24 protein-coding genes are annotated in these 20,183 nt (G+C 67.4%); 12 read left to right on the forward strand and 12 right to left on the reverse strand.

From position 1 onward, the window contains the following. Window positions 1-48: 48 nt before the first annotated feature. From C8J45_RS17410 to C8J45_RS17435, 6 genes are all read right to left on the reverse strand, one after another. Window positions 49-2,220 (reverse strand): M48 family metallopeptidase, encoded by a 2,172-nt coding sequence (locus C8J45_RS17410; protein WP_107964375.1) that lies wholly within the window; start codon window positions 2,218-2,220, stop codon window positions 49-51. Continuing rightward, on the reverse strand, window positions 2,217-2,885 hold the full coding sequence (locus C8J45_RS19320; protein ID WP_181321270.1) for a hypothetical protein: 669 nt from the start codon (window positions 2,883-2,885) through the stop codon (window positions 2,217-2,219). Before C8J45_RS19320 ends, C8J45_RS17410 begins: the two co-directional genes overlap by 4 nt. A gap of 338 nt (window positions 2,886-3,223) precedes the next feature. Beyond that, window positions 3,224-3,787, reverse strand: coding sequence for a hypothetical protein (locus tag C8J45_RS17420; protein WP_107964377.1), 564 nt, complete (start codon window positions 3,785-3,787; stop codon window positions 3,224-3,226). A gap of 40 nt (window positions 3,788-3,827) precedes the next feature. Further along, window positions 3,828-4,235, reverse strand: a complete 408-nt coding sequence (locus tag C8J45_RS19435) for a hypothetical protein (RefSeq protein ID WP_107964379.1) — start codon at window positions 4,233-4,235, stop codon at window positions 3,828-3,830. Between the two features lie 219 nt (window positions 4,236-4,454). Next, complete coding sequence (locus C8J45_RS17430; RefSeq protein ID WP_181321271.1) at window positions 4,455-5,204, reverse strand: serine protease; 750 nt, start codon at window positions 5,202-5,204, stop codon at window positions 4,455-4,457. Window positions 5,205-5,340: 136 nt separating this feature from the next. Then, window positions 5,341-5,796 carry a hypothetical protein gene (locus C8J45_RS17435; protein WP_107964382.1) on the reverse strand — a complete coding sequence of 152 codons (456 nt, stop codon included), beginning with the start codon at window positions 5,794-5,796 and terminating at the stop codon, window positions 5,341-5,343. Window positions 5,797-6,010: 214 nt separating this feature from the next. Between C8J45_RS17435 and C8J45_RS17440 the strand changes: the two genes are divergently transcribed. Together C8J45_RS17440 and C8J45_RS17445 are read left to right on the forward strand one after the other, a co-directional pair. Beyond that, window positions 6,011-6,745: an SIMPL domain-containing protein gene (locus C8J45_RS17440; protein WP_107964383.1), complete on the forward strand. Its 735-nt coding sequence runs from the start codon at window positions 6,011-6,013 to the stop codon at window positions 6,743-6,745. 52 nt (window positions 6,746-6,797) lie between these two features. Next, window positions 6,798-7,208: a hypothetical protein gene (locus tag C8J45_RS17445; RefSeq protein ID WP_107964385.1), complete on the forward strand. Its 411-nt coding sequence runs from the start codon at window positions 6,798-6,800 to the stop codon at window positions 7,206-7,208. Here C8J45_RS17445 and C8J45_RS17450 read toward each other — a convergent pair. Next, window positions 7,186-7,482, reverse strand: a complete 297-nt coding sequence (locus C8J45_RS17450; protein ID WP_146168653.1) for a hypothetical protein — start codon at window positions 7,480-7,482, stop codon at window positions 7,186-7,188. The two genes, C8J45_RS17445 and C8J45_RS17450, sit on opposite strands and share 23 nt — an antisense overlap. A 111-nt stretch (window positions 7,483-7,593) precedes the next feature. On the opposite strand from C8J45_RS17450, the gene C8J45_RS17455 reads away from it, so the two are divergent. Beyond that, on the forward strand, window positions 7,594-7,986 hold the full coding sequence (locus C8J45_RS17455) for a hypothetical protein (RefSeq protein WP_107964389.1): 393 nt from the start codon (window positions 7,594-7,596) through the stop codon (window positions 7,984-7,986). Between the two features lie 459 nt (window positions 7,987-8,445). Here the strand turns inward: C8J45_RS17455 and C8J45_RS17460 are convergent, their stop codons facing one another. Then, a complete protein-coding gene (locus C8J45_RS17460) occupies window positions 8,446-8,874 on the reverse strand; it encodes a hypothetical protein (protein ID WP_107964391.1) in 429 nt (142 codons plus the stop codon). 230 nt (window positions 8,875-9,104) lie between these two features. Here C8J45_RS17460 and C8J45_RS17465 point away from each other — a divergent pair, with 230 nt between their 5' ends. Further along, complete coding sequence (locus C8J45_RS17465) at window positions 9,105-9,506, forward strand: integron (RefSeq protein WP_107964392.1); 402 nt, start codon at window positions 9,105-9,107, stop codon at window positions 9,504-9,506. 31 nt (window positions 9,507-9,537) lie between these two features. Next, on the forward strand, window positions 9,538-10,119 hold the full coding sequence (locus tag C8J45_RS17470) for a hypothetical protein (protein ID WP_107964394.1): 582 nt from the start codon (window positions 9,538-9,540) through the stop codon (window positions 10,117-10,119). 165 nt (window positions 10,120-10,284) lie between these two features. On the opposite strand, the gene C8J45_RS17475 is transcribed toward C8J45_RS17470, so the two are convergent. Both C8J45_RS17475 and C8J45_RS17480 read right to left on the reverse strand, forming a co-directional pair. Next, window positions 10,285-10,506: a hypothetical protein gene (locus tag C8J45_RS17475; protein WP_107964395.1), complete on the reverse strand. Its 222-nt coding sequence runs from the start codon at window positions 10,504-10,506 to the stop codon at window positions 10,285-10,287. A 9-nt stretch (window positions 10,507-10,515) separates the two neighbouring features. Beyond that, entirely contained in the window at window positions 10,516-10,845 is a 330-nt protein-coding gene (locus tag C8J45_RS17480) for a hypothetical protein (RefSeq protein ID WP_107964396.1), read from the reverse strand. 714 nt (window positions 10,846-11,559) lie between these two features. On the opposite strand from C8J45_RS17480, the gene C8J45_RS17485 reads away from it, so the two are divergent. Both C8J45_RS17485 and C8J45_RS17490 read left to right on the forward strand, forming a co-directional pair. After that, window positions 11,560-11,874 (forward strand): hypothetical protein, encoded by a 315-nt coding sequence (locus tag C8J45_RS17485; protein WP_146168654.1) that lies wholly within the window; start codon window positions 11,560-11,562, stop codon window positions 11,872-11,874. Between the two features lie 434 nt (window positions 11,875-12,308). Next, window positions 12,309-13,178, forward strand: coding sequence for a hypothetical protein (locus C8J45_RS17490; protein ID WP_107964400.1), 870 nt, complete (start codon window positions 12,309-12,311; stop codon window positions 13,176-13,178). Between the two features lie 369 nt (window positions 13,179-13,547). On the opposite strand, the gene C8J45_RS19325 is transcribed toward C8J45_RS17490, so the two are convergent. Then, window positions 13,548-13,847, reverse strand: a complete 300-nt coding sequence (locus C8J45_RS19325; protein WP_107964401.1) for a hypothetical protein — start codon at window positions 13,845-13,847, stop codon at window positions 13,548-13,550. 453 nt (window positions 13,848-14,300) lie between these two features. Between C8J45_RS19325 and C8J45_RS19330 the strand changes: the two genes are divergently transcribed. From C8J45_RS19330 to C8J45_RS17520, 5 genes are all read left to right on the forward strand, one after another. Beyond that, window positions 14,301-14,447, forward strand: coding sequence for a hypothetical protein (locus tag C8J45_RS19330; protein ID WP_181321272.1), 147 nt, complete (start codon window positions 14,301-14,303; stop codon window positions 14,445-14,447). A gap of 238 nt (window positions 14,448-14,685) precedes the next feature. Continuing rightward, window positions 14,686-14,895 (forward strand): hypothetical protein, encoded by a 210-nt coding sequence (locus C8J45_RS17505; protein ID WP_181321273.1) that lies wholly within the window; start codon window positions 14,686-14,688, stop codon window positions 14,893-14,895. Window positions 14,896-14,912: 17 nt separating this feature from the next. Continuing rightward, a complete protein-coding gene (locus C8J45_RS17510) occupies window positions 14,913-15,419 on the forward strand; it encodes a hypothetical protein (protein WP_107964407.1) in 507 nt (168 codons plus the stop codon). 23 nt (window positions 15,420-15,442) lie between these two features. Further along, on the forward strand, window positions 15,443-15,892 hold the full coding sequence (locus C8J45_RS17515) for a hypothetical protein (protein ID WP_146168656.1): 450 nt from the start codon (window positions 15,443-15,445) through the stop codon (window positions 15,890-15,892). A 25-nt stretch (window positions 15,893-15,917) separates the two neighbouring features. Continuing rightward, window positions 15,918-16,715 (forward strand): DUF4303 domain-containing protein, encoded by a 798-nt coding sequence (locus C8J45_RS17520; protein WP_107964411.1) that lies wholly within the window; start codon window positions 15,918-15,920, stop codon window positions 16,713-16,715. A gap of 524 nt (window positions 16,716-17,239) precedes the next feature. Here the strand turns inward: C8J45_RS17520 and C8J45_RS17525 are convergent. Then, window positions 17,240-20,137, reverse strand: coding sequence for a Tn3 family transposase (locus tag C8J45_RS17525; RefSeq protein WP_107964412.1), 2,898 nt, complete (start codon window positions 20,135-20,137; stop codon window positions 17,240-17,242). Window positions 20,138-20,183 lie beyond the last annotated feature (46 nt).

The following is a 20,183-nucleotide window of genomic DNA, read 5'->3' on the forward strand; positions in this document are numbered from 1 at the left end:
AATACCACAGGACCGCGAATCCGATCCTGCTCGCGCGATCATGAACCGTCAGCGCCCGGAGCCATAGTCATTCTGACCCGCCGCCCGCTCCGCGATGGTCTGCCGCGCGTGACAGGCGTGGAAATAGCGCGCGACGAGGTGCGGCACTTCGTCGCGGGTCATCCCGACGGGCGGCGGTACGGCCAAGGTGATGGTCCGTCGCTTGCAATCGCGCGTCATGCGCCGCCCCGGCGGGCGTCCTGGAAACGGCGCGCCGGGCGCGATCTCGATCACCATCCTCGTCGGGGCGGGCCCGGTCGAGAGGTTCATCTCCTCGATCTCGTCCCACCCGATCGACCGGTCGAGACCTGCGATCGCCATCGCGTCGGGCCCAAGGATCAGGAACGGCGCCCGGCCGCGGCTGAAGGCAAAGAGTGCCAACGGGATGTAACTCAGGCCGCACGCGCCGGCCGTCCCTACGCAAATCCATCGATACGGCGTGGGGATACCCGCAATGGGATACAGGGCGAACGCCAGTGCGACGAGGAAGAAGACGCCCGACGCGTACATCAGAAAACGCCCGCGCGGCGCGCTGTTCTCGTACAGCGCCACCGGATCCGGGCCGACCGCGCCCGCCGTGTCCACCAGGTCCGCTTCGAAGGCACGTGTTTCGACACGCGCCGCGGCAAGGAAATCCCAGGTCAGGCGCTCGCACACCCGCCGCGGTTCGGCGAACAGCGTATCGAGCCGCGCCAGCGCGTCGGCAGGCGGTGGCGCGACCGCCGCGACAAGGTCGGCCAGTGTCGGCACGATCCCGAGTGCCGCGAGCCGCTGGTGCGTGGTCGGGTGGCTGTCGGTCGGGCGCGGCCCTTCCTCCGCGTCATCGATCGCGCCCGCCAGCTCGCCGGCCAGCGCATGATCGACGACCGCCGCGACGATGTCCCCCGGCGTGGTCTCGGGCCGGTCGAAGGCGTGTGCCAGCACGCCCTGCGTCAGCGCCCTGACCGGGCCGACGCGCAGGAGTGCCCGGGCGGCGGCATCGGCCGAACACACCTGCAGGCTTGCCGCATCCGCGGCCAGTTCGCGCACCCGGCTCCAGTGCTGAACGGCATGGTCGAACCGCTCCATCACGAACAGGATCAGCCGCACCGCCGGGACGATCAGCAGCGACAGCGTGCCCTGGCGGGTGACGCCTGCGCGCACGATTGCGTCCTGCGATCGCTGCACGCCCGCATAGATCGGCATGAAGCGCCGGCTGTAGTCGAGGTCGCCGCCGGCGAAATGCGCCAGTTCGTGCGCGACGATCGCGCTCGTCTCGTCGGCGCGCAGCAGCGGCAGGCTGGTCATCGGGAGATACAGCGTGCGCCCCTCGATCCTGTGGTCGCCCGGCTGGAGCCCGATCGCGGCGTCGGAGACGAAGAAGCCCGGCGACAGTCCGACCACCACCGCATCCACTTGCGAAACGCCGAGCCGCGTCGCGAGCCCGTCGACCAGCCGCCACAGCCCCGGTGCCGCCTCGCGCGACAACGACCGCCCGGCAAGCGTGAAGGGCACAGGATCGAACAGGCCACCCAACCGTCGCAGCCGTGCGACGGTCTTTATCGCGGTCCACAGGCTCGCCCCGATCGCGAGCGCGACCATCATGAACAGATAGGGCCGGAACGCGGCATAGTGGGTATTCGGGATTTCGAACGCCTCGAAGCCGACCGCCGCCCAGAACGCCGCCGCGCCGAGCAGGACCTGCGCGGCCATCAACGGCGGGAGCGAGCGGCGGATCGCGTCGAACCCGCGAATGAGCATCTCGCGCGAGCGGCGCGCGGCGCGGGCCAGCACGATCGTCGCGCCCAGCGCGAGCGCGGAGAGCGCGGCGAGAAGCCCTGCGCACGCCATCGTCACCGGCGGCAGCACGCGTCGCACGCGGGCCAGCACGATGTCGCGATCCAGCGCAGCGCATTCCTCGCGCGCCTGCGCCAAGGCCAGCTCGCCGCCATAGAGCTGGCCGTCGCGCGCGAACTGCGCGGCGAAATCGGGCATGGCGCTCGTCGGGGCGGGTCGCGCCGCCAGCGCCACGACGGCGCGCTCGACCTGCGCCTTGCGGGCGACGAGCGCCGCTTCGGCTGGCCCCGCACGCTGCCACTCCCACACGCCGAGTGCGACCAGGAGCAACGGCAGCAGCACCGTCGTCACGAGGAGGCTGCGCATCGAGCGGTTGGGATCCTGCTCGCCCACTATCGTCGTCATCGCTTGCGCGCGTAGAAGCCCGAGAAGCTCACATTCACGCCGCCGCATCCCATGTTGTCGCGCACCAGCAGATAGGGGCCACGCCGGATCATCCTGATCCTGCACGAGAATTCTTCGCCCTTGTCATAGGGCAGCATGCGCCCGTCCTCGCCCTCGGCAAAGGCGAGCACGCCGTCGACCGGGCACGCGGTGCCGTTCACCTCGCCGGTGTGGACGCCGCCGATCGCCGCGCGTGCCGGATCGCCCGCACCCCAGGTCGCGTCGCCGGACACCTTCAGCGCGCCGCCGGGCGCCGTAGTGATCGTCAAATCCTGTTCGGGCGCGACCCAATGCCCCGCCCAGTCGCCCGGGCGCTGCGCCGCCGGGGGCAGCAGCGACAGCGCGGCGACGGGCAGCCAGTCGATGGTTCCGCTCCCGCGCGGCCCCTGGAAGCCCGCGCAGACGAACGCGCCCTGCCGGTGCCCGACCAGCACGACATCACCGGGCACGACGAACGACCGCAGCCGGCAGGCCGCGTCCGCGCCGGGACATCCGGGCCGGAGCACTTGATCCTGAATAAAATGAACGCGCGGCGTGCCGGGCTTGACCACCGCGACACGCACATCGGCCCGGACAAGGTCGCTCCACACACACCCCGCCGACGCCGTGGCGGGCCATGCCAGCATGCCGCCGAGCGCGGCCGGTATCTAGGCAACCCGCCGGGTCCGCCGGCTGACAAGGGGCTTTGCGCGGTCGACCATCTGCCTTGCACCTTTCCCGATCTGTCGTCCGTCGGACGGGCATGGCGCCCGGCCCGACCTTAGGCACAACTTCGTCTGGACGGAACCGGGTCGGCGTCTCCGTACGCACCAATCGATCGCGTCGGATCTCAAGGCACCGCAATGAAATGCGACCGCGTGGCCACGGTTCGAGCGGGTGTCGTGTGGATGCGTCGAGCGACGCTTTGCCTGCTTCAGGCGAAACCGCCGCTTCGCCCGCGATTCTCCGCCTCGGCGAGACAGGGTCAGAAGGGAAGCCAGGAAGGCCGGCGCGCGATGAACCCGATGTCGCGGGGCTCCTGCGGCATCGGCACGCGCAGTGTCACCGTGCTCCCTGCCGCGAGGGCGGTCGTGTTCGAAAAGGGGCTGAGCTGCACGTCGACACTGCGTCTGGCACCGGCCGGCAGCTCCAACCCGCCCTCGATTGCGCCGTCGCGGTCCCGCTGAAGAACGACGCGGGCGTCGTCGTTGTCCGTGCGCGCGTCCATGAGATCGGTGTCCGTCACGTCGGCCGCGGACATCACCACCGCCTGCCCCGCCGGACCGGTCATCGTCAGCGTGCCGAGCCCGATGCGGACCGCAGTACGACCGCGATTGTCATAGGCCAGCATGGCCGACTGTCCCCCGCTGTCCGACCAGCGGGCAGTGACCTGCACGGACACCGCGCCCGCCCGAACCGTAGCGGCACGGTCACCCTCGGCGTCCTTTGACAGCTGCACGCCCGGTGCTTCGAGCGCCTCCAGCGGACCGCCCGTGCTTCGACCGCACGCGGACAGAAGCAGCGCGGCCATTGCGAGCGAACGGATCATCCTGCGCACGCCGGCCTGGCGGCGGCCATCGGCGCAATGCCTAGTCCGCAACCGCGACCTCGATACTCGTGCCTGTCTCGTCGACCGGATATATCGATGCACTGAAATTGCCTTCGACATAAAGCACTTGTCCGCCGGGCATGTCGGCGACGAACCTGCGTTGATACTGGTCGAGCCTGCCCCAGCGACCCAGCGCGTCGAGCGCGGAGCGGCTGACCATCCTTGCGGTGACGGACGCGCACGGCTCTTCCCAGAAGACATCCTCGGGCTCGCGGCCTGCATAGACGAAGTCGACGTCACACACCTGCGCGCCGTCGCTCAGGGTGCGGTCGTGCTTGCTCAGGACCTTTGAGGCCGTGTGTTCGGTGGAGCTTCTCGGGGCAGGCGCGGGAACGCCGGTCGGGCGGAGACCGGCGGCGGAATTCCCCGGTTCGTTCGCGGAAGCCACCGCCGTGGGTTCTGGTGTGGAAGAGGTATCGGAACAAGCGGCCTGTGCCATGAGGCATAGTGAAGCCAGAAGCGCCCGTACGCGGCAACGCGGAATACGCGCGCAGGCGTGGATCAATCGACGGTCTGCAACCACGGGCCTGCCTCGCTCCGCACCCGGATGTGCGACTGTCACGCGGAGCAGCGCGAAGGGCAACACGAGCAACGATCGCATCTCGCCTTACCCGGGCAGCGCCGAGAGCGCCTTCCTCACCACGTCGAGGCTGTCGGCCGCGCCCTGCACGTCGCTCGACCCTTCCGCGGTCGTGCCGGCCAGGTTGATCCCCACGAGCTTGCCCGCGGCATCGACGACGGGCGCGCCGGAGGTCGCCTGCAGCTCGATCCGCTTGTCGTCGAACGCATAGATCAGCGCGCCCTGCTCATGCCCCACCACGGTCGCACGGTGGAGCAGTACCGCGGGGTCGCCGCCCTTGATCTGCGCGACCAGCCACACCTTGCTGCCGGTCGCGGGCTCTTTTTCGGCAAGCGTCAGCCCCGGCGATCCGGCCGCCTTCCCGGCAAGCGGGAACGCCGCGATATCCCGGTATTCGGCGGTCGAGGTGGCGGAGACCGGGTGCGCGCCGTCGATGGCAAGCGCAGCGCCCGTCGTCCACTCGGCCTTGCCCTTCACTTGGCGGCATCGCACGGCGGTCGCGCGGGTCGGCATGTCCTGCCAGCGTATCTCCTCGTCCAGCCCGCCCATCTCCCCGAACAAATGATGCGCGGTCACCAGCAGCGGCCGCGGGCCATCGACGACGAACGCGGTGCCCGCCTCGTAGGCCGTGCCATCCACGGTCAGCTCGGGGCGGCAGATCGCGGCCTGCGCGGCGATCGCGCCTTCGAGCGGCACGTCGCTGCCGCGCGGCGCACAGGATGCTAGCCCCCACAAGGAGGCCGACAAAGCCGCCACCCGCCACGTCGCCGTCGTCATGCGCATTCGCCCCCGCCCGTTCGTTCGATCGCGAAGCCCGGTCCGCGCCCATGACGGCTATAGCAAGCCCGACAGTGTCGAACAAACTCCCGTCATACTGGCCATGGCGACATGCCCCCCGCCGGTGCCCGGTCCGCTACGAGCCGGTTGGCGCCACGTCGCGCCAGGGCGAGCCCGGACGGACATAGAGCGCGCTCAGCGTCGGATGGTTGTGCGCCATGACGGCAGCGGGGTCGCCCCGCAGCGTGGTCACGCGGTGGCGAACGAAGCCCGGGCGGATCGCCACCACCGCATTGTCCGCCTCGATCGTCCAGCCCCACGCATCGCTCGGCATCGGCAGATAGCTCGACGCCGCAACCCTCGCGGAGATGTCGGCCAGCGTATCGGCGGCAGTCACCGCGAACGTATCGTCGTGGGGTGAATCGATGTCGTCCGCCAGGCAGACGCTGTCCCGTGTCATAGTGATCGTCAACGGCCGCGCCGCGGCGTTGCCGGCTGCCCTCCAGCGTCGCAGCGCAAGCCACGTCGCCGGGATCGCCGCCATCGCCAGCGCTCCGGCGATCAGGGCAAGCGCTGCAGGATCGCTGAACATCGTGTCGCCCCTTTGGACGGTCACCCGACCCTGCCGGCAAGGTTCAGGGCGACGCAAGGTTCGGCGGGCCGAACTGCGGTCTGTTGTTCCATTGTATTCGCAACGACGCCACGGAGCGATGCGCATCCGGGCCGGTGGGCCTCGCCTGCGGATTGCAGATGGGCAGGCCGTTCAAAGCCTTTGCGCGTTTCGTCGTGCGCGCTAGACCCACACCATGCCCGTTCGAACCATCCGCCCCGCGCGCGCCACCCTCCCCGCCCTGATACTGGCGATCGGTCTCGTCGGATGCAGCCGGGAAGCGCCCGACCCGCGCGGCCTGCTCGCCGGGGAGACGCTGTTGACGGTGTCCGGCACCGGCCGGCCCGAAGCGGTGCCGGATCAGGCGTTGTTCACCGCCGGCCTGTCGAGCATCGCCCCCAGCGCCGAAGCGGCGAGCGCGCGCAACGGCGCGACGATGAACCGCATCACGGCGGCCCTTGCTAAGTTGAACGTTCCGGCGCGCGACATCCAGACGCGCAACCTCTCGCTCGCCCGGATCGATTACGGCCGCAGCCGCAGCCAGTTCGAAGCCAGCAACAGCGTCGCCGTGCGGGTCCGCGACGTCAGCAAGGTGGGCGCCGCGATCGCGGCGGCCACGGCCGCCAACATCCTGTCCGGCCCGGACCTCACCGTGACGAACCCCGAAAAGGCGAACCTGGGCGCATATGGCGTGGCCTACAAGGCGGCGCGCGCGAAGGCGGAGAGCTATGCCGGGGCCGCCGGCCTGCGCATCGTGCGCGTCCTGTCGATCCGGGACGGCGGCGATGGCGGCACCATGGCGCCGATGGGTCAGGCGGAACGTCGCGCGGACATGGCATTCAGCTCGGAACCCGCCGCGCCACCGGTGATGGCAGGGACCAACGCCAACGTGGTCACCACCAGCGTGGACTTCGTGCTGGCGCCGCGGTGATCCGCGCGTGCGGGCGTTGCGATATCTAGCGGTAGCGGCCGCGCCCCTGCTCGTGGTCCTGTTGACGGGCTGCGGCGGGGTGGCGGAGCGCGAAACGCTGGACGTGCGGTCCAGGGGTGCGCAGCAGGCGATCGGACTGACGCTACCCGCCAATGCCAGGGTCACGTTCGCCAACCGGATGCGGGGTCTGGACGATGCAGCGCAGGTCATCGCGGTGATGCCGGTCGCCGACTGGCGGGACCTGGAGCGTCGGATCCTGGCGACGATACCCGATACCGCCCCGCCGACGCGCGAAGCCGCCGCGCATCTCGGCACCGATCACGACGAGTGGACGCCGGGCAGTCAGCCGCATCTCACCGCCCGCCAGCTTCCCTGGCGGGGCGGCGTGGAATCGCTGACCATCGGCGCCGCGCCTGCCGGACCTGGCATGGTGAGGGTCTTCATCTTCTGGTTCCAGACCTGAGCCGTGTCAGCACCGCCCGCACCAGCAGGATCAGTGGAAAGGTCACCGGCGTCAGCCAGCCTGCAACCTCCAGCGCCAGGACGAACCGATACCGCCATTCCATGTACTCGATCGAGCCATTGTCCTCGAAATAGGGATCGATGCTGATAAGGGTCAGCGCGGCGACATAGGCGATGCCGACGGCAAGCAGCATGGCCGCGGCGATCGATCGTCGGGTTTTGAACCAGGCAATCAGCGCCATCAGGGTGACAGGCAGGAGCAGCATTACCATCATGGCTCACGCTCCGTCTTGCATATTGTTTGTATCACGCCCGTGGTGGTTGTCGATGCCGCCCGGCCGCCGCGATCGCCAAGACGGGCATGATCTCGTCCCGGAGCCGCCGCGATGAAGCCCGGGCCGATTCTCGGTTTCGTCATGGACCTGTTCGGTCTGCGGCCCGATCCCTACCCCGATGGGTTCGGCCAGAGCGCGATCGAAGATGCTCGCTATTATCTGCGTTCGCGCCAGTGCCGGAAAATGCAGGTAGAATGGCGGCGCCCGCTGCCGGAGGATCGAGAGGCGTGGGACACGCATCCCCTGGTCAGCCGCTTCGCCGACGATCTCCTCGCGCTCGCCGATGTCGACGGCCGCGCGTGGATCGTGAAGGACCGGATGTGGTCCGGGTGGCCCGATCCCCCCGAATACGCCTTCTTCGTGATGGAGGGCGACACGGTCTGGGCGGTCGCCGACTTCGATCGCTGGCCCACGAACTGGTTCCTGCCACCGATTGCGACATGAGGTCGGACCCGTGCGACCGGCCCAGAATTTCTGACCCGGCAGGCCGCTGAAATCCTCGCGCACGCACTTGCCTTCGGCAATTCCGAAGGTGGATTCCGACCAGCCTACGGCGACGGCTTCGCGAATCGTCCCGTTCATACGGGAAAGCGTCAGCTGTACGTCAGACGGCCCGCCGGTATTGGCGCGGCTGTCGTATATGGAGATTTCGTCGGGCGTGTCTGGCCAATCTATCCGGCGACCTTGCACGCGCCCCGGCACCAGCGCCTGTTCACGAGATCGAAACGCAACCGCTCCTTCCAGACGATTGCAGGCTTGCCGGTCGCGATCTGCTGCTGCCCGGTGCACACCAGGTCGAACAGATCGCGGTTGGCCGCATGGACGGTCTACGACACCGCACAGACCGCGATGACGAACATCAACTTACGAATGAATAGTCCCCGTTCACGTCTTGTCGTGCGATTACAGATTCTCCTGCAGCCAACGGACCACCGTCGAAGGGCTGTGACCACTGTAGGGGACCGTATAGGAGAACACACCGTTCTTCAGCACCATCGACTCCGCGCTGCCGTGAGAAACGGTCACGCTACGGATACCGGTACGCACCGAAGCCCTGCCCTCGTCGCTGCTGCACACGCGCTTCAACGCGTCGGACACGTTGGCAGCATAGGCCCATGGCGGCTGGTTGTTCACGTCGTCCATGGCGCCGGCATAGGTCGTGTAGTCCACCTGAAACGCGATAGGCGTCCCGCATGCATCACTGGCTTCCTTGGCCTCTTCAGCGACCTTGGCGCGATCGCTCGCGAACATTTCCCGCAGCTTGAGGCTTTGCGCACCGACGCTCGTCCCGATCACCGAAAGCAGCGCCGCTACGTACAGGCTAGGCTTCATGAACAGTCCCTCATCGCAAGACGGGATAGGCAGACGCTGCCGGGTTCAACATTCAGGCACCCGCCTTGTTCCGCTCCATCGGACTCGCCAAACCGCACCGGTCGGTCGGTGGTCTGGCGGACACGCAATGCTCCCGGTTCGCCGCATGCAAGCGTGCTGCCCGCGGCTGACGGATTGGCATCGCTGCCGCTCCGTTCTAGCGTTCGGAACGTCTAAGCGAGGAACCAGCGATGATCTCCTGCCTCAAGCTGATCGCGCTCGCCGCGGCGCTGGTTGCGGTGCCCGTGTGGAGTGCGCCACGAGTCGCCGCCGTGCCCGTGCCGGTCGGGGGCGAGCGCGACGGGGACGCATGCGGATCCCTCGCCCGGCCGATCGGACTGAAAGCGCGCGGCGACGGATTCCTGTCGCTCCGCGCCGGCCCGGCCGCCCGCTACCGCGAACTGCTGCGCCTGACCGCGCGGGACGAGATGTTCCTCTGCACGTCCCGGGGCGAGTGGGCGGGCGTGGTGGTGCGGGACCGCGGTGGCAAGGATTGCGGCACCGGTTCGCCCGCGCCGACCCGTCAGACCTATCACGGGCCGTGCCGGTCCGGCTGGGTAGCGCTGCGTTACCTGCAAGTCATTGCGGGCTGATCGCGTGGCCGATGCGGCAAGAACACGGGGCATGCGATCGTCATGGCTGCTCTCGTTTGCGCTGGCGCTGGCGGGCTGCCAGGGCAAGCCCGAACCGCCGGTCGATACGCGCCCCGAATGGACGCGCGCCGCGATCGACGGCATCGCCCCGCTGATGTCGCCGCAGCAGGTGGCGGCGGCGCTGACGCAGCACGGCTACGTCCAGATCCCGTGCACGAGCAAGGACACGCTGCTGGTCGACCCGCTCGACCACGGCGACGACTCGCCGTGTTACCAGGCCCCGGACAGGCCGATGCGGGTCAGCCTGTTCTTCCTCGATCTCATCGAAGGTCGGAGGCTTGCCGTGGTGAACTTCGGCAATCGCTGGGAGAAGGACGAGTCGCCCGCCACCCTCCTTGCCGCAGGCGGTGCGCTCGCCCGGCAGCTCCGCTCCCGTTTCGGCCCTCCGTTCACGTCCAGCAGCAGCCCCGATTTCCAAACCTTCTATTGGCGGCGTCCGGGGGGACAGGCGTCGCTCCCCGACATGGTCAGCACCACCGTCGGCAAGCACTTCGGTCGCAACGTGACGATGACCAGCATGTGGGCCTATGGCCAGCAGCGGCCTCGGCCTTGAGCGCCCAAATCGACGCTGCTTGCTTCGTCCGCGGACGGCTCCACCCGCAGAGAACGAGGGTTGCGGACCCGACCTGCTAGCCCTTGCGCCGGATCCAGCGCAGCGCCGCCCAACTGGCCGGTATGCCCAGCAAGACCATCCAGAATGCCGCGAACATCCCGATCATCAGGTAGACGGCGATCGCCATGCCGCTCGCGTCGATCTCGCTCGGGGCGGCAGGGCCGACGCTGGCGACCCCGACCCGGCCGCCACCAGCGTACCGATCGGAAGTGGCAGATTGGTCGGCGCGACGATCCGGATCGTCCGCCAGTCAGGTCGCATCCTTCTCACCAGCAGCGCGACCGCCGCTATCAGCACCGGATAGCCGATGAAGAACAAGGTCAGCATGGCAAGCCTCTACGCGCGGGGATTGCGATCGGCCGCGCCGACCTCGCGCTCGATCTGCCTGATGATGTGCGCGACCAGCGGCTTGATCGCGGGGGGCAGCCGCTCGTCCATCGTCGCCAGGTCATGATCCCGATCCGCGGCGAGAACCGCGACGCTATCGATCGGCAGCGTGCCCGGGGCGAGATACCAGCGAGTGCCGGTGCCGCTTGCCCGCACCGGCGTGGTGAAGAGCACTTCGTAGGCGCCCCGCCGTGCAATACGATGGGCGGCGGGCACGCCGCGGGAGAAGGCGTCGGAGATCCCCTCCCCCTCGACCTCGGCGACGAACCTGGTCGTCACCGGGAACAGACGTGCGGCAAAGGCTGCGACCTCGAATCGGCCCGACGTCGACCCGAACGACGTCGATCGAATGACGGCCGGACCGGTGTAGCGCGACGTGTCCTTGTCGACCGCGCAGGCCTGCGCGGTCGGCGCGACGATGAGCGTCGATCCGTTGGAGCCGTAGCGGCCGAAGCAGCGCCAGCCGGGGAGCGATCACGCGGGTGCCGTCCGCCATCGCATAATAGGCCAGGCTCGCCGCGTCCTTACCCGGGACCGTCGGCGTCGGAACGGGCCTTGGCGGGCGCTGAGGCCCCTGCTGTCCGTCGGAGGCGCAACCGACGAACGACAGATTGCCCGGCATGGCCGGACCTGCCCAGGCGCCCGGGATCGCCGCGGCGAGCGCCTAGGGCACGATCGATAGCGATCGGGTAACCATCATGCAGGCGCTCCTTCTAGCCTGGACCGCATCATCGATGCCGTCGGATGCGTCTCGCAAGGCCTGCCGCCATATGATCGTCCGGCGTGCGCGGCGGTGGCGGAAGGGCGGGCGTCCTCCATCCGATCAGCATAGCCGATCGCATCGCGCCTGCAAGCGCTCGCCGGAACAGGCGAGCCACCCTCTCGTTCGGCTCCAATGACCAAGGCACCCAAGATCGTCGCAGCGCTCCTATCGCAGCCTCCATGGGGTGCAGCGCACCCGTCCCGGCGCAGGCAGAGGCTGAGGCTCCGCCTTTGCGGCCGCTGATCGCCAGGATCCACGTCTTCGGCGCCCGCATCGGCATGACTCGTGCCGAAGTGCTGGCCCATATGCCGGCGACGGCGGTCCGCGGTGTCCGCTGTACCACGTCCCCATCGGAAGATCCCAAGCTGCTCTTCCTCGAATGCGGCCGCCACAACCTCACCGTCGATTTCACCGCGGCCGGCAAGGTGTGGCAGCTTCGCGGCTCCTACGACTTCACCGACACGCCGCTTCGGATCGGGGACGCGCGAACTGCGCTCATCGACCGATACGGGAAGCCGGCCGCAACGCATCCCGTCGCGGCCTGACCTGGCCGCCCCCGGTACGCCCGCGGCAAAGGCCGATCCTCGTGCGGGCGGCACCACCCTGTTGTCCGCCTCGATCGAGCTACGCGGCAGCCACGGGGGAGCCGCCGCGCCCCTGCCGTCGGTCGATCCGGCTGCCTGCCGATCCGTACCGCGATCCTGGCCGGGCATGCCAGCCATCGCGGCGGGTCGTCAAAGTTCAGGATGCCCGACCGCGGCTTGCGGAACTTGCCCCGCCCTCGGGCAACGGCGCTTACAAGCGCCGCTGAGCGCTCGTGCAGGCGCACACGTCCCGGATCGGTTGGGTGAGGGCAGTGCCGGTCGATCCCATCCGCTGCGCCGTTCGCCGCCCTGGCCGAAAAACGCGGGAGATTCGCGTTCGGCGGAACCGCACCGTCCACTGAGGCTTGATTGCGTTCACAGGTGGAGCAACGATCATGGGTTGGCGCAAGCTGTTCGGCATGGATCATTCGGTGGAGCCCGCCTCGCCACCCGAGCCGGCCGGCACCCGGTTCGCGATCGATCTTAAAAGGATGTTCAATCTCGACCTAACCAGTCGCCTCCACCAGCTGTTCGACGTTCCGCGCGAGCTGCGCGACGCGGAGTGGACCACCGGCTTCTTTGCCAGCGTGTGGAACGCATCGCTGGAGATCCCGGATTTGCCCTTCTTCGAAGGCCCTGATGGTTTCGTCTACTGCCGCTTCCACCTGCCTTGGCCAGATGCGCCGTTTGACAGCAATGCACTGGCCAACCAGGCGCCGGTGCTGGTCGAGCGCGGGTACGGCGCCGCGATCTTCGCGTCGCGCGATGCGACCGAGCCGGAATACGTGCTGCCGATGGGCGTGATCGACTCGCTGCTGCGCTTCGACGGGTGGGACGGCGATCCGCTCGACCGGCAGGACCCGACGCATGCCCCCGACCCCGTGTTCGTGGCAGACGATGGCGATCTCGGCAGACTGGTCGCGACCCGCGATCACGAGGTGCTGATCGGTGCGCCATCCGCAGCGATCCTGCCGCCTTACACCGCACGCGCGCTGCACCACCATCTCACGCGCGGCTGGGGCATCACCGATCCGCGCATCGCCCTGCTGGTCGATCCGAGTGCGGCGACACCGCGCTCGCTCATGCTCGATCGCGGGCCGGAGGATTTTCCGGACGCGGCCCGAATCGAGCCGCAGGTCAGGATGCTGTTCTGGTATCTCCCACCGCACACTTCGGTGGTGCTGCGGCCAGACACGGTCGATCCCGATGAGATGACGCCGCTGCGCACCCTGTTCCCGGCGGTCAACCCGGAGGCCGCGTCGTGATCCAGCACGCGCGATCGGCGTGCCGGCACGCCGCCGGGATCGCGGCGACAGGTCTGTGTCCTGAGGTCCGCATCTGTCGGTGCAGGACAACGGCAATTGCGGCGGCCGGAACGCTCGCTTAATCGGCTTCCACACTCGGAGGCGCCGGATGATGCGGGGATGCCAGGAAGCTCTTCGCACGAGACAGCGATGGTCGGCTTCGGTCATGGCGGCTGCATTGCTGCTGATGGCAGGACAGACCGGTGCCGAGCCGCCCTGCCGTTTCAAGGTGCCGGCTGACCTCGACGCCGCGCCCGCCCGCTGGCTTGGCGAATGCGGCAAGAGGACGGCGGAAGGCCTCGGGATCCTGCGCGCTGGATCCGGAGAGCCTTATGCCTTCTTCGCCGGCCGAATGAAGGGCGGAGTGCCGGTGCACGGCCTGCTGCTGTTGCGGAGCGGCGGCTGGATGGTCCCCGCTTCGATGCGGCGCTGCGCACCGTCCCGCAAGACGGCCTCCACCCCGAACAGGACGACCGCATCTTCGCGGATGCTGAGGCCGCCGCCCGCGCCAGCGCTGCGCGCTTGCGCGGGACGGGCAACGCCGCGTCGGCCGCGTATTACGTGCGGTTGGCGCGGCAGATCGGCGATGGCCGGCCGGAGTAGCGTTTTGAATCTGCGATGATCCGTCACGCCTGGTGCCTACGGCCCCACTCTCGTGGCTTCCATCCGGGCACGACGGTTGCACCATCGAACTGGCGTCCCCGGGGCGGGGGGCTCGGGGTGCTCGCGCAGGCGTACGTGCTTGCCGACGGCATTATGACCCGGCCGGACGTGCGCAGCGAATGGATCTCTGCCGCGACGGTGCAGCGCGAAAAACGGCAACGATCCGCCAGGCGCGATGGGAGGTGCGGTCAGACCTTCGTCCCGGCTGCCGCACGCGTCGTTCGCTGGCTTGTGCTTTCCGGTCGTATCGGGCCGCCGTGCCCACCAACGGTCGCAGACGGGAGGGCACGCGCATGAACCCCAATTCGCGGAGGCTCCTATACAGAGGTTGCGGGCAGGCCCGAGACGCGGCAGTCTGCGGGCATGTCGAGGGTGCACGGGAACATGTCGGGGCGGCCTTACGGCGCGATCGGATGCCTGGTGGTGTTCCTGCTGCCGGCCACTTTGCTGACCGAATGGATGAACGGAAGCCTGACATGGTTCGGCGCCGCCACATCAATCGTCGCCTGCGTGCTTGTCCTAGCGGTACCGCTTTTCCTCGCGAGCCGGCGGGGAAGCGACGACTGAAGACGCGGGTGCAATGGGCATGCCGCTCTTTCATCGTTGGGCGCGCAGATCCACCGGCTGACGCTCGCCGCCACCGCGCGCGCGCAATGCGACGAAAGCGCATGTTTTGCTTGCACACCCGCCTGATCGCACGAAACGGTCCGACGACTGTCACCGACTGGGGCTGTTTCGATGCGATGAAGTGCGACGTAACCGGTGGACAGGCCGCCGACTACGAGGTTACGATACGCTGATCACGTTGCCTGAGACAGAGCCGACCGCCTTGCTGGCCGACGAGCGATATGATGCCGACGCTATCCGCGAGGATCTGCGCCATCGCGGTATCGATGCTGTCATCCCGAGACGCTCAAACCGCGAAAAGCCGATCATTCACAATCGCACTCTCTACAGGGAGCGCAGTGCGCTGCGCGGCGACATTGCCAAACGGTTCAGACTCACCGAAACCTAAGGACCAGGAGACTTGCCATGCAGCACACCGCCGCCCTGCTTGCGACTGCACTGATTGCGACGCCGGCTTCCGCACAGCAGCCAGCCGCCACGCACAAGCCGGCTGCCACCACATGTCACGTCCTGATCGACGATGCGTACCGACCTGCGGGAAAGTGGAGCGGATACCATCCAATAGGCCGCTGGGGCGGATCCTGCCGCGGTGACCTGGCCGACGGGCTCGGTGCCATCCCGGTGCGCACCTCCCAAGGCGATGAAGGCGTCTTTGCAGGGCGAGCCGAAGCAGGGCGACTGCGCTCGGGCATCATCAATATAAATAAGGGCGGGTTCCAGATGATCGCGCCAGAGCAGACCGAAACACCGGAAGGCATCGATCCGGCTGCTTGGGCATCGAACCTCGCCTTCAACAACGCCTTCGCCGGTGCCGCTGAAGCGTCCGCCAGGTACCGCGCCGCCGGGAACACGGCGTCGGCGAACTATTATGCCCGGCTTCGCGCAAAGTTGATTGCGGGACAACCAGAGTGAGGAACACAGTCCTAGCCGCGTTGATGGCGATCGGCGCACCCGCATTCACTACCGAAAATATCGATTGGCTGATCGCCGAGGCCGATCGAACGAATGGTCCCGAACTCAAGTCAATCGAGGAACTGCTAGGAATCCGACTTCATGAGGTGAACCGTAGCAGGTCGTTCGTGACGTCTCGAGGCCGGACAAAACAGGGTTACATGATCGAAATGCGAACCGATATTCCAGGGTCGCATGCGACCGCGGGAGCGCTGCTCCTGGTTGACGGCCTCGACGGCTGCATACGCGTGAACGACATCCGGGCCAAATACGGAAAATTGCGCCTGAAGCAGTCGCCGAGCGGACACTCACTCGACCAGTTCGTCGGTTGGACAATAGACCGACCATGGGGCGAGGTGACATTCGGATTCAACGAACGAATATCGGACTGTCTGTCCAGACTTGCATTCAGCGCGGCCAACCCCAAGTCCTAACATGTGCTGGCCGGACTAAGGCGGCGTGGACGAATTGCAGCCGTTTTGGTGGGCGCTCGCCGCTGTCGCGATCTGGCTGAATTACGATCATAGCCGCGCACTCATTGCCAATGACGTGTTGCGCTCGATGGTGGCGACAGTGCTGCTAATTACGGGCAGCGTTTTGGCAATCATGGTCTATGCTGGTAGCGGGTTATCTCTGGACGCGTGGACACTGACCGCCCCGCACGACCAGGCTACGATCCCGGGCGCAGCAGTTGCGGACGATGCTAAGCCTGGGCGGAAGGCAAATATGGACTGGGACGATATTGCCGAGCAGCTGGAACAGGCCGTTCTAAGCGCGTTTGATGACCTAGCCATCGCTGTGGAAGAACGATGTCTCTATGCGCTGGCCCTCGTTACGGAAGACGGTGCCATGGGCGTGGGTATTGCCGCGAATACAGAAGAGGCCGTCCAAGAGCGTTTTGAAGCCGAGCTTCAGGAGAATGCCGACTTCTCACCACAGGACGGAGCTTGGTTGCGTTGGAGCGTGGGTGAGTGGGAGCATGAAGGATGGCGGGATGACCTGTTCGCCGCAGTCAACCGCCGTCTCACCGCAGAAATAGTGGGAGGCAGGATCGACAATATCGACACCCATCTTGCCCGGCTTGTCGAGGTACTGACGACGGCCCTTACTCGGCTACGCGAAAAACGGGAGATGGAGAGCACGATCCTGTTCGTGACCTTGACCGACAGTGACGAGGCAGAAGTCATCGAGAATGCCTCGGCACAGCGCCTGAACCCCCCGGCGCTCCTTGACCTCTTTCATGCTCGATATGCGTAAGGCCACAGGCGCTATGTTTAACAACCGTGCGGAATGTGTCTCTCTGGGCTTGGCCGTTCGCAATGGGGCAGATCAATGCCGAGAAAAGTGTTTCAGGCCACTCAACGCACACGATATCCCTGTCGGCGCACCGATTCTGCTGCCGTCGTTTCCCGATCGGGAACGCTGATCGAGAAGGCGGTGGCCTCGGACGAAGGCAACCGCCGTGAGTCCGGACGAGTCTTTTCTGCGGTCGTTGAGGGACTGCCGCTATTTGCTGCGGCCCGTCGATCAGAATGGCTGGCGGCGAAACTCCCTGTAGTGAAGCCAGACTTTGCTCGCGAAACCTATCCGTTCCGACGCTACCGAGTGACTGCGCACCGACGGGCCTCGCTGCCGAAGCACGCAACGCACCCTGGTCTACAGCCTCAGGCTCGCCCCCGTGCCGAGCGGGTGGGCAGAACGAGGTGGTCGATGAAGTTGCGCAGCTCCGTCATGCGCTTCGTCTCATCGGGGTCGGTTCCGGCTGAGGGCGAAATGACACCCTAAGCTGCGGTGTCCTTGGGCCAGAGGTATTCGCCGGTGAGCAGGATGTGCGCCCATCCCAGCGGCGAGACATGGGCGAGCAGACGGTCCGGCGTATCCAGCCCTTCGCGACGCCGGGCCTCGACGGCGTGGCTGAGGTGCAGGGTGTTCCAGTAGACGATGATGGCAGTGAGCAGATTTAGGCCCGCTATCCGGTAGTGCTGGCCCTCGGTGGTGCGGTCGCGGATCTCGCCCTGCCGACCGATGCGCAGGGCGTTCTTGAGCGCATGGTGCGCCTCGCCCTTGTTGAGGCCGACCTGCGCGCGGCGCTGCGTGCCGGCATCGAGAATCCATTCGATGATGAACAGCGTCCGCTCGATCCGGCCGACCTCGCGCAGCGCGGCCGCCAGATCGTTCTGGCGCGGATAGGCGGCGAACTTGCGCAGGATGCGGCTCGGCGCGACCACCCCTGCGCTCATGGTGGCGGCGCAGCGGAACAGGTCGCCCCAGTTGGAGACGATCAGCGCCTCACGCGCCTTGCCGCCCACCAGCGGGCGTAGTTTGCTCGGCGTGGCGGCGGGATCGAACACATACAGCCGTTTGGACGGCAGGTCGCGGATGCGCAGCACGAGACGATAGCCGAGCATGGCGCTGATCCCGAACAGATGGTCGGTGAACCCGCCGGTGTCGGCATATTGCTCCTCGATCCGTCTGCCGGCCTCGTTCATCGTCAGCCCGTCGAGCAGATAGGGCGCCTCGCTGACGGTCGCGGGGATGGTCCGCGACGCGAACGGCGCGAAGCGGTCGTTGACATGGGTATAGGCCTTGATGCCGGGATCGTTGCCGTTGCGGGCGTTGACCGTGTTCATCGCCTCGCCCTGTCGCGCGGCAGGGTAGAACTGGCCGTCGGCGGACGCCGTGGTGCCCATGCCCCAGACCCGCGCCATCGGCAGGTCGCCCTGCGCGGCGACCACGGTCGCCAGCGCCTGGTCGATCGCCTCGCTCTCGACATGCCAGCGCGCGAGGCGGGAGAGTTGCCAGTAATCGTGTGTGTTGCAGGCCTCGGCCATCTTGCGCAGGCCGAGATTCAGCCCCTCGGCGAGCAGGACGTTGAGCAGGCCGATCCGGTCGCCGCATGGAATACCGGTGCGCAGATGGGTGAAGGCATCGGTGAAACCGAGTGCGGCATCGACCTCCAGCAGCAGGTCGGTGATGCGGACGGGCGGCAGGCGACGGTACAGGTCGAGGAGCAATTCCTCGATCCCGTCCGGCGGGTCGGCAGTGAGGCGGTCGATGCGCAGCGTGCCGTCCTCGATGCTGCCGTGTGGGATCGTCCCGTTCCGCGCGGCGTGACCGAGCCAGGCGAGGCCATCGGCAAGCCGCACCTTGCGATCCGCCAGCCAGACATACGGGTCCCATGGGACCGCCAATTTCATGGTACGCGCGACCGTCATCGGCACGAGGACATGGCGCAGGTCGCCATAGCGATGCGAGCGGTCGAGCCAGATGTCGCCCGAGCGCAGCGCGTCGCGCAGATGGAACATCACCGCAACCTCGCGGAGACGCGCATCGTCACTGCCCTTCATCCGCAGCTGACTCCGCCATTTGGAATGTGGGCGCAGGAAGTCGTCGGTCACCGGGAGCTCGCCCCTGTCGGCGATGGCGGTCACCGCGTCGAGCAGGGGCCGGGCGACCGGTGCGGCTGCGAGGTTGAGGCAGCGCAGCATGCGCGGCGCATAGCGGCGGAAGCGATGATAGCCCTGATCGACGTGCGCCAGCGGATCGTCGCCCAGCGTGTCGGTCAGCGTCCTGGCCATCGTGACGAGGCGGTCGACTTGGTCCCATCCCGCCGCGCGTGCGACCGCATCGTCCAGCGACGCGCCGTCGCCATGCGCATCGAGCAGCGATCGGCCGAGCATGGCGAACCCGTCCAGCGTCGCCGTGACCGCCCCTCTGGTTTCCGCGGCGCGGGCATCGTATACCTGCTTCGCCTCGCGCCAGGTACGGCCAACGATGCGGTCATGCGTCTCGATCACCGCATCGGCGGTCGCGGCAGCCCACTCGATGGTGCAGACCGCGAGGATGGCGCGACGCCGGTCGGCGTTCAGATCGCGCAGGCCATCGGAGAAATAACGCTCGCCCTGCCGGCGCAACCGGACGACACGGTGCGGCGGTACGCCGGCGAGTAGATCGGCATCGAGGTTCATCGCCTGCAGGAACTCCAACCGGTCAAGCAGCCGGTTCGCCGCAGCCGAATTGTTGCCCGGCTCGATCCGACGCAGCCAGACGAAGCGGCTGATCGCGCCCGGCAGCATCTCGGTCGTCAGTTGGTCGAGCCGTGTGCAGGCGACGCGATCGAGGCGCGCGGCGATCCGCTTCTCGATACCGCGCTCGGCCGCGACCAGCGCGTTGGCGCACAGCCGCTCGATGGTGGTGATCGCCGGCAGGATGGTCATGGTGTCGCGGCAGTAGGCGATGAAGCGCCGGGCGAGATCGTCGTTGGAACGCGCTTGCTCGGCTTGCGTAAGCAGCCAGTCGCGGAACGCCCGTGCCGGTGCGCCCTGACCGGGGAACGTCCTGTACCCGTAGATTCGTCGCAGCACCTCCATGTGCTGCTGGCGGGTCTGACGGCGGACGGCATAGCGGACGAGCGCATGACCAGCGATGCCGAGCTGAGCGCCGAGGAAGGCGGACACCGCGAGCGGGATCACCTCGCCCGGTGCCAGCATCCGGCCGGGATAGCGTAGAGCGCAGAGTTGCAGTGCAAAGCCGATCCGGTTTTCCGGCCGGCGTCGCCGGTCGATCTGTATCAGATCGTCATCCGCCAGGATGTAATGCCGGAGCAGCGACGCCTCGTCAGTCGGCAAGTCCAGCAGCGCTGACCGCTGCCGGGCGCTCAGGATATGGCGTCTCGGCATGCGGCATTGTCCCTGTTGAACAGAAGTCTGTTTTGGACAACACTGA

The organism is Sphingomonas sp. PP-CE-3G-477, from assembly GCF_003050745.1.
Taxonomy (GTDB): Bacteria; Pseudomonadota; Alphaproteobacteria; order Sphingomonadales; family Sphingomonadaceae; genus Sphingomonas.

Coding starts and splice junctions, on each gene's coding strand:
- C8J45_RS17410 (WP_107964375.1), bottom strand. CDS start 2,220: ATGACGACGATAGTGGGCGAGCAGGATCCCAACCGCTCGATGCGCAGC.
- C8J45_RS19320 (WP_181321270.1), bottom strand. CDS start 2,885: ATGCTGGCATGGCCCGCCACGGCGTCGGCGGGGTGTGTGTGGAGCGAC.
- C8J45_RS17420 (WP_107964377.1), bottom strand. CDS start 3,787: ATGATCCGTTCGCTCGCAATGGCCGCGCTGCTTCTGTCCGCGTGCGGT.
- C8J45_RS17430 (WP_181321271.1), bottom strand. CDS start 5,204: ATGACGACGGCGACGTGGCGGGTGGCGGCTTTGTCGGCCTCCTTGTGG.
- C8J45_RS17435 (WP_107964382.1), bottom strand. CDS start 5,796: ATGTTCAGCGATCCTGCAGCGCTTGCCCTGATCGCCGGAGCGCTGGCG.
- C8J45_RS17440 (WP_107964383.1), top strand. CDS start 6,011: ATGCCCGTTCGAACCATCCGCCCCGCGCGCGCCACCCTCCCCGCCCTG.
- C8J45_RS17450 (WP_146168653.1), bottom strand. CDS start 7,482: ATGATGGTAATGCTGCTCCTGCCTGTCACCCTGATGGCGCTGATTGCC.
- C8J45_RS17455 (WP_107964389.1), top strand. CDS start 7,594: ATGAAGCCCGGGCCGATTCTCGGTTTCGTCATGGACCTGTTCGGTCTG.
- C8J45_RS17460 (WP_107964391.1), bottom strand. CDS start 8,874: ATGAAGCCTAGCCTGTACGTAGCGGCGCTGCTTTCGGTGATCGGGACG.
- C8J45_RS17465 (WP_107964392.1), top strand. CDS start 9,105: ATGATCTCCTGCCTCAAGCTGATCGCGCTCGCCGCGGCGCTGGTTGCG.
- C8J45_RS17470 (WP_107964394.1), top strand. CDS start 9,538: ATGCGATCGTCATGGCTGCTCTCGTTTGCGCTGGCGCTGGCGGGCTGC.
- C8J45_RS17475 (WP_107964395.1), bottom strand. CDS start 10,506: ATGCTGACCTTGTTCTTCATCGGCTATCCGGTGCTGATAGCGGCGGTC.
- C8J45_RS17490 (WP_107964400.1), top strand. CDS start 12,309: ATGGGTTGGCGCAAGCTGTTCGGCATGGATCATTCGGTGGAGCCCGCC.
- C8J45_RS17510 (WP_107964407.1), top strand. CDS start 14,913: ATGCAGCACACCGCCGCCCTGCTTGCGACTGCACTGATTGCGACGCCG.
- C8J45_RS17515 (WP_146168656.1), top strand. CDS start 15,443: ATGGCGATCGGCGCACCCGCATTCACTACCGAAAATATCGATTGGCTG.
- C8J45_RS17525 (WP_107964412.1), bottom strand. CDS start 20,137: ATGCCGAGACGCCATATCCTGAGCGCCCGGCAGCGGTCAGCGCTGCTG.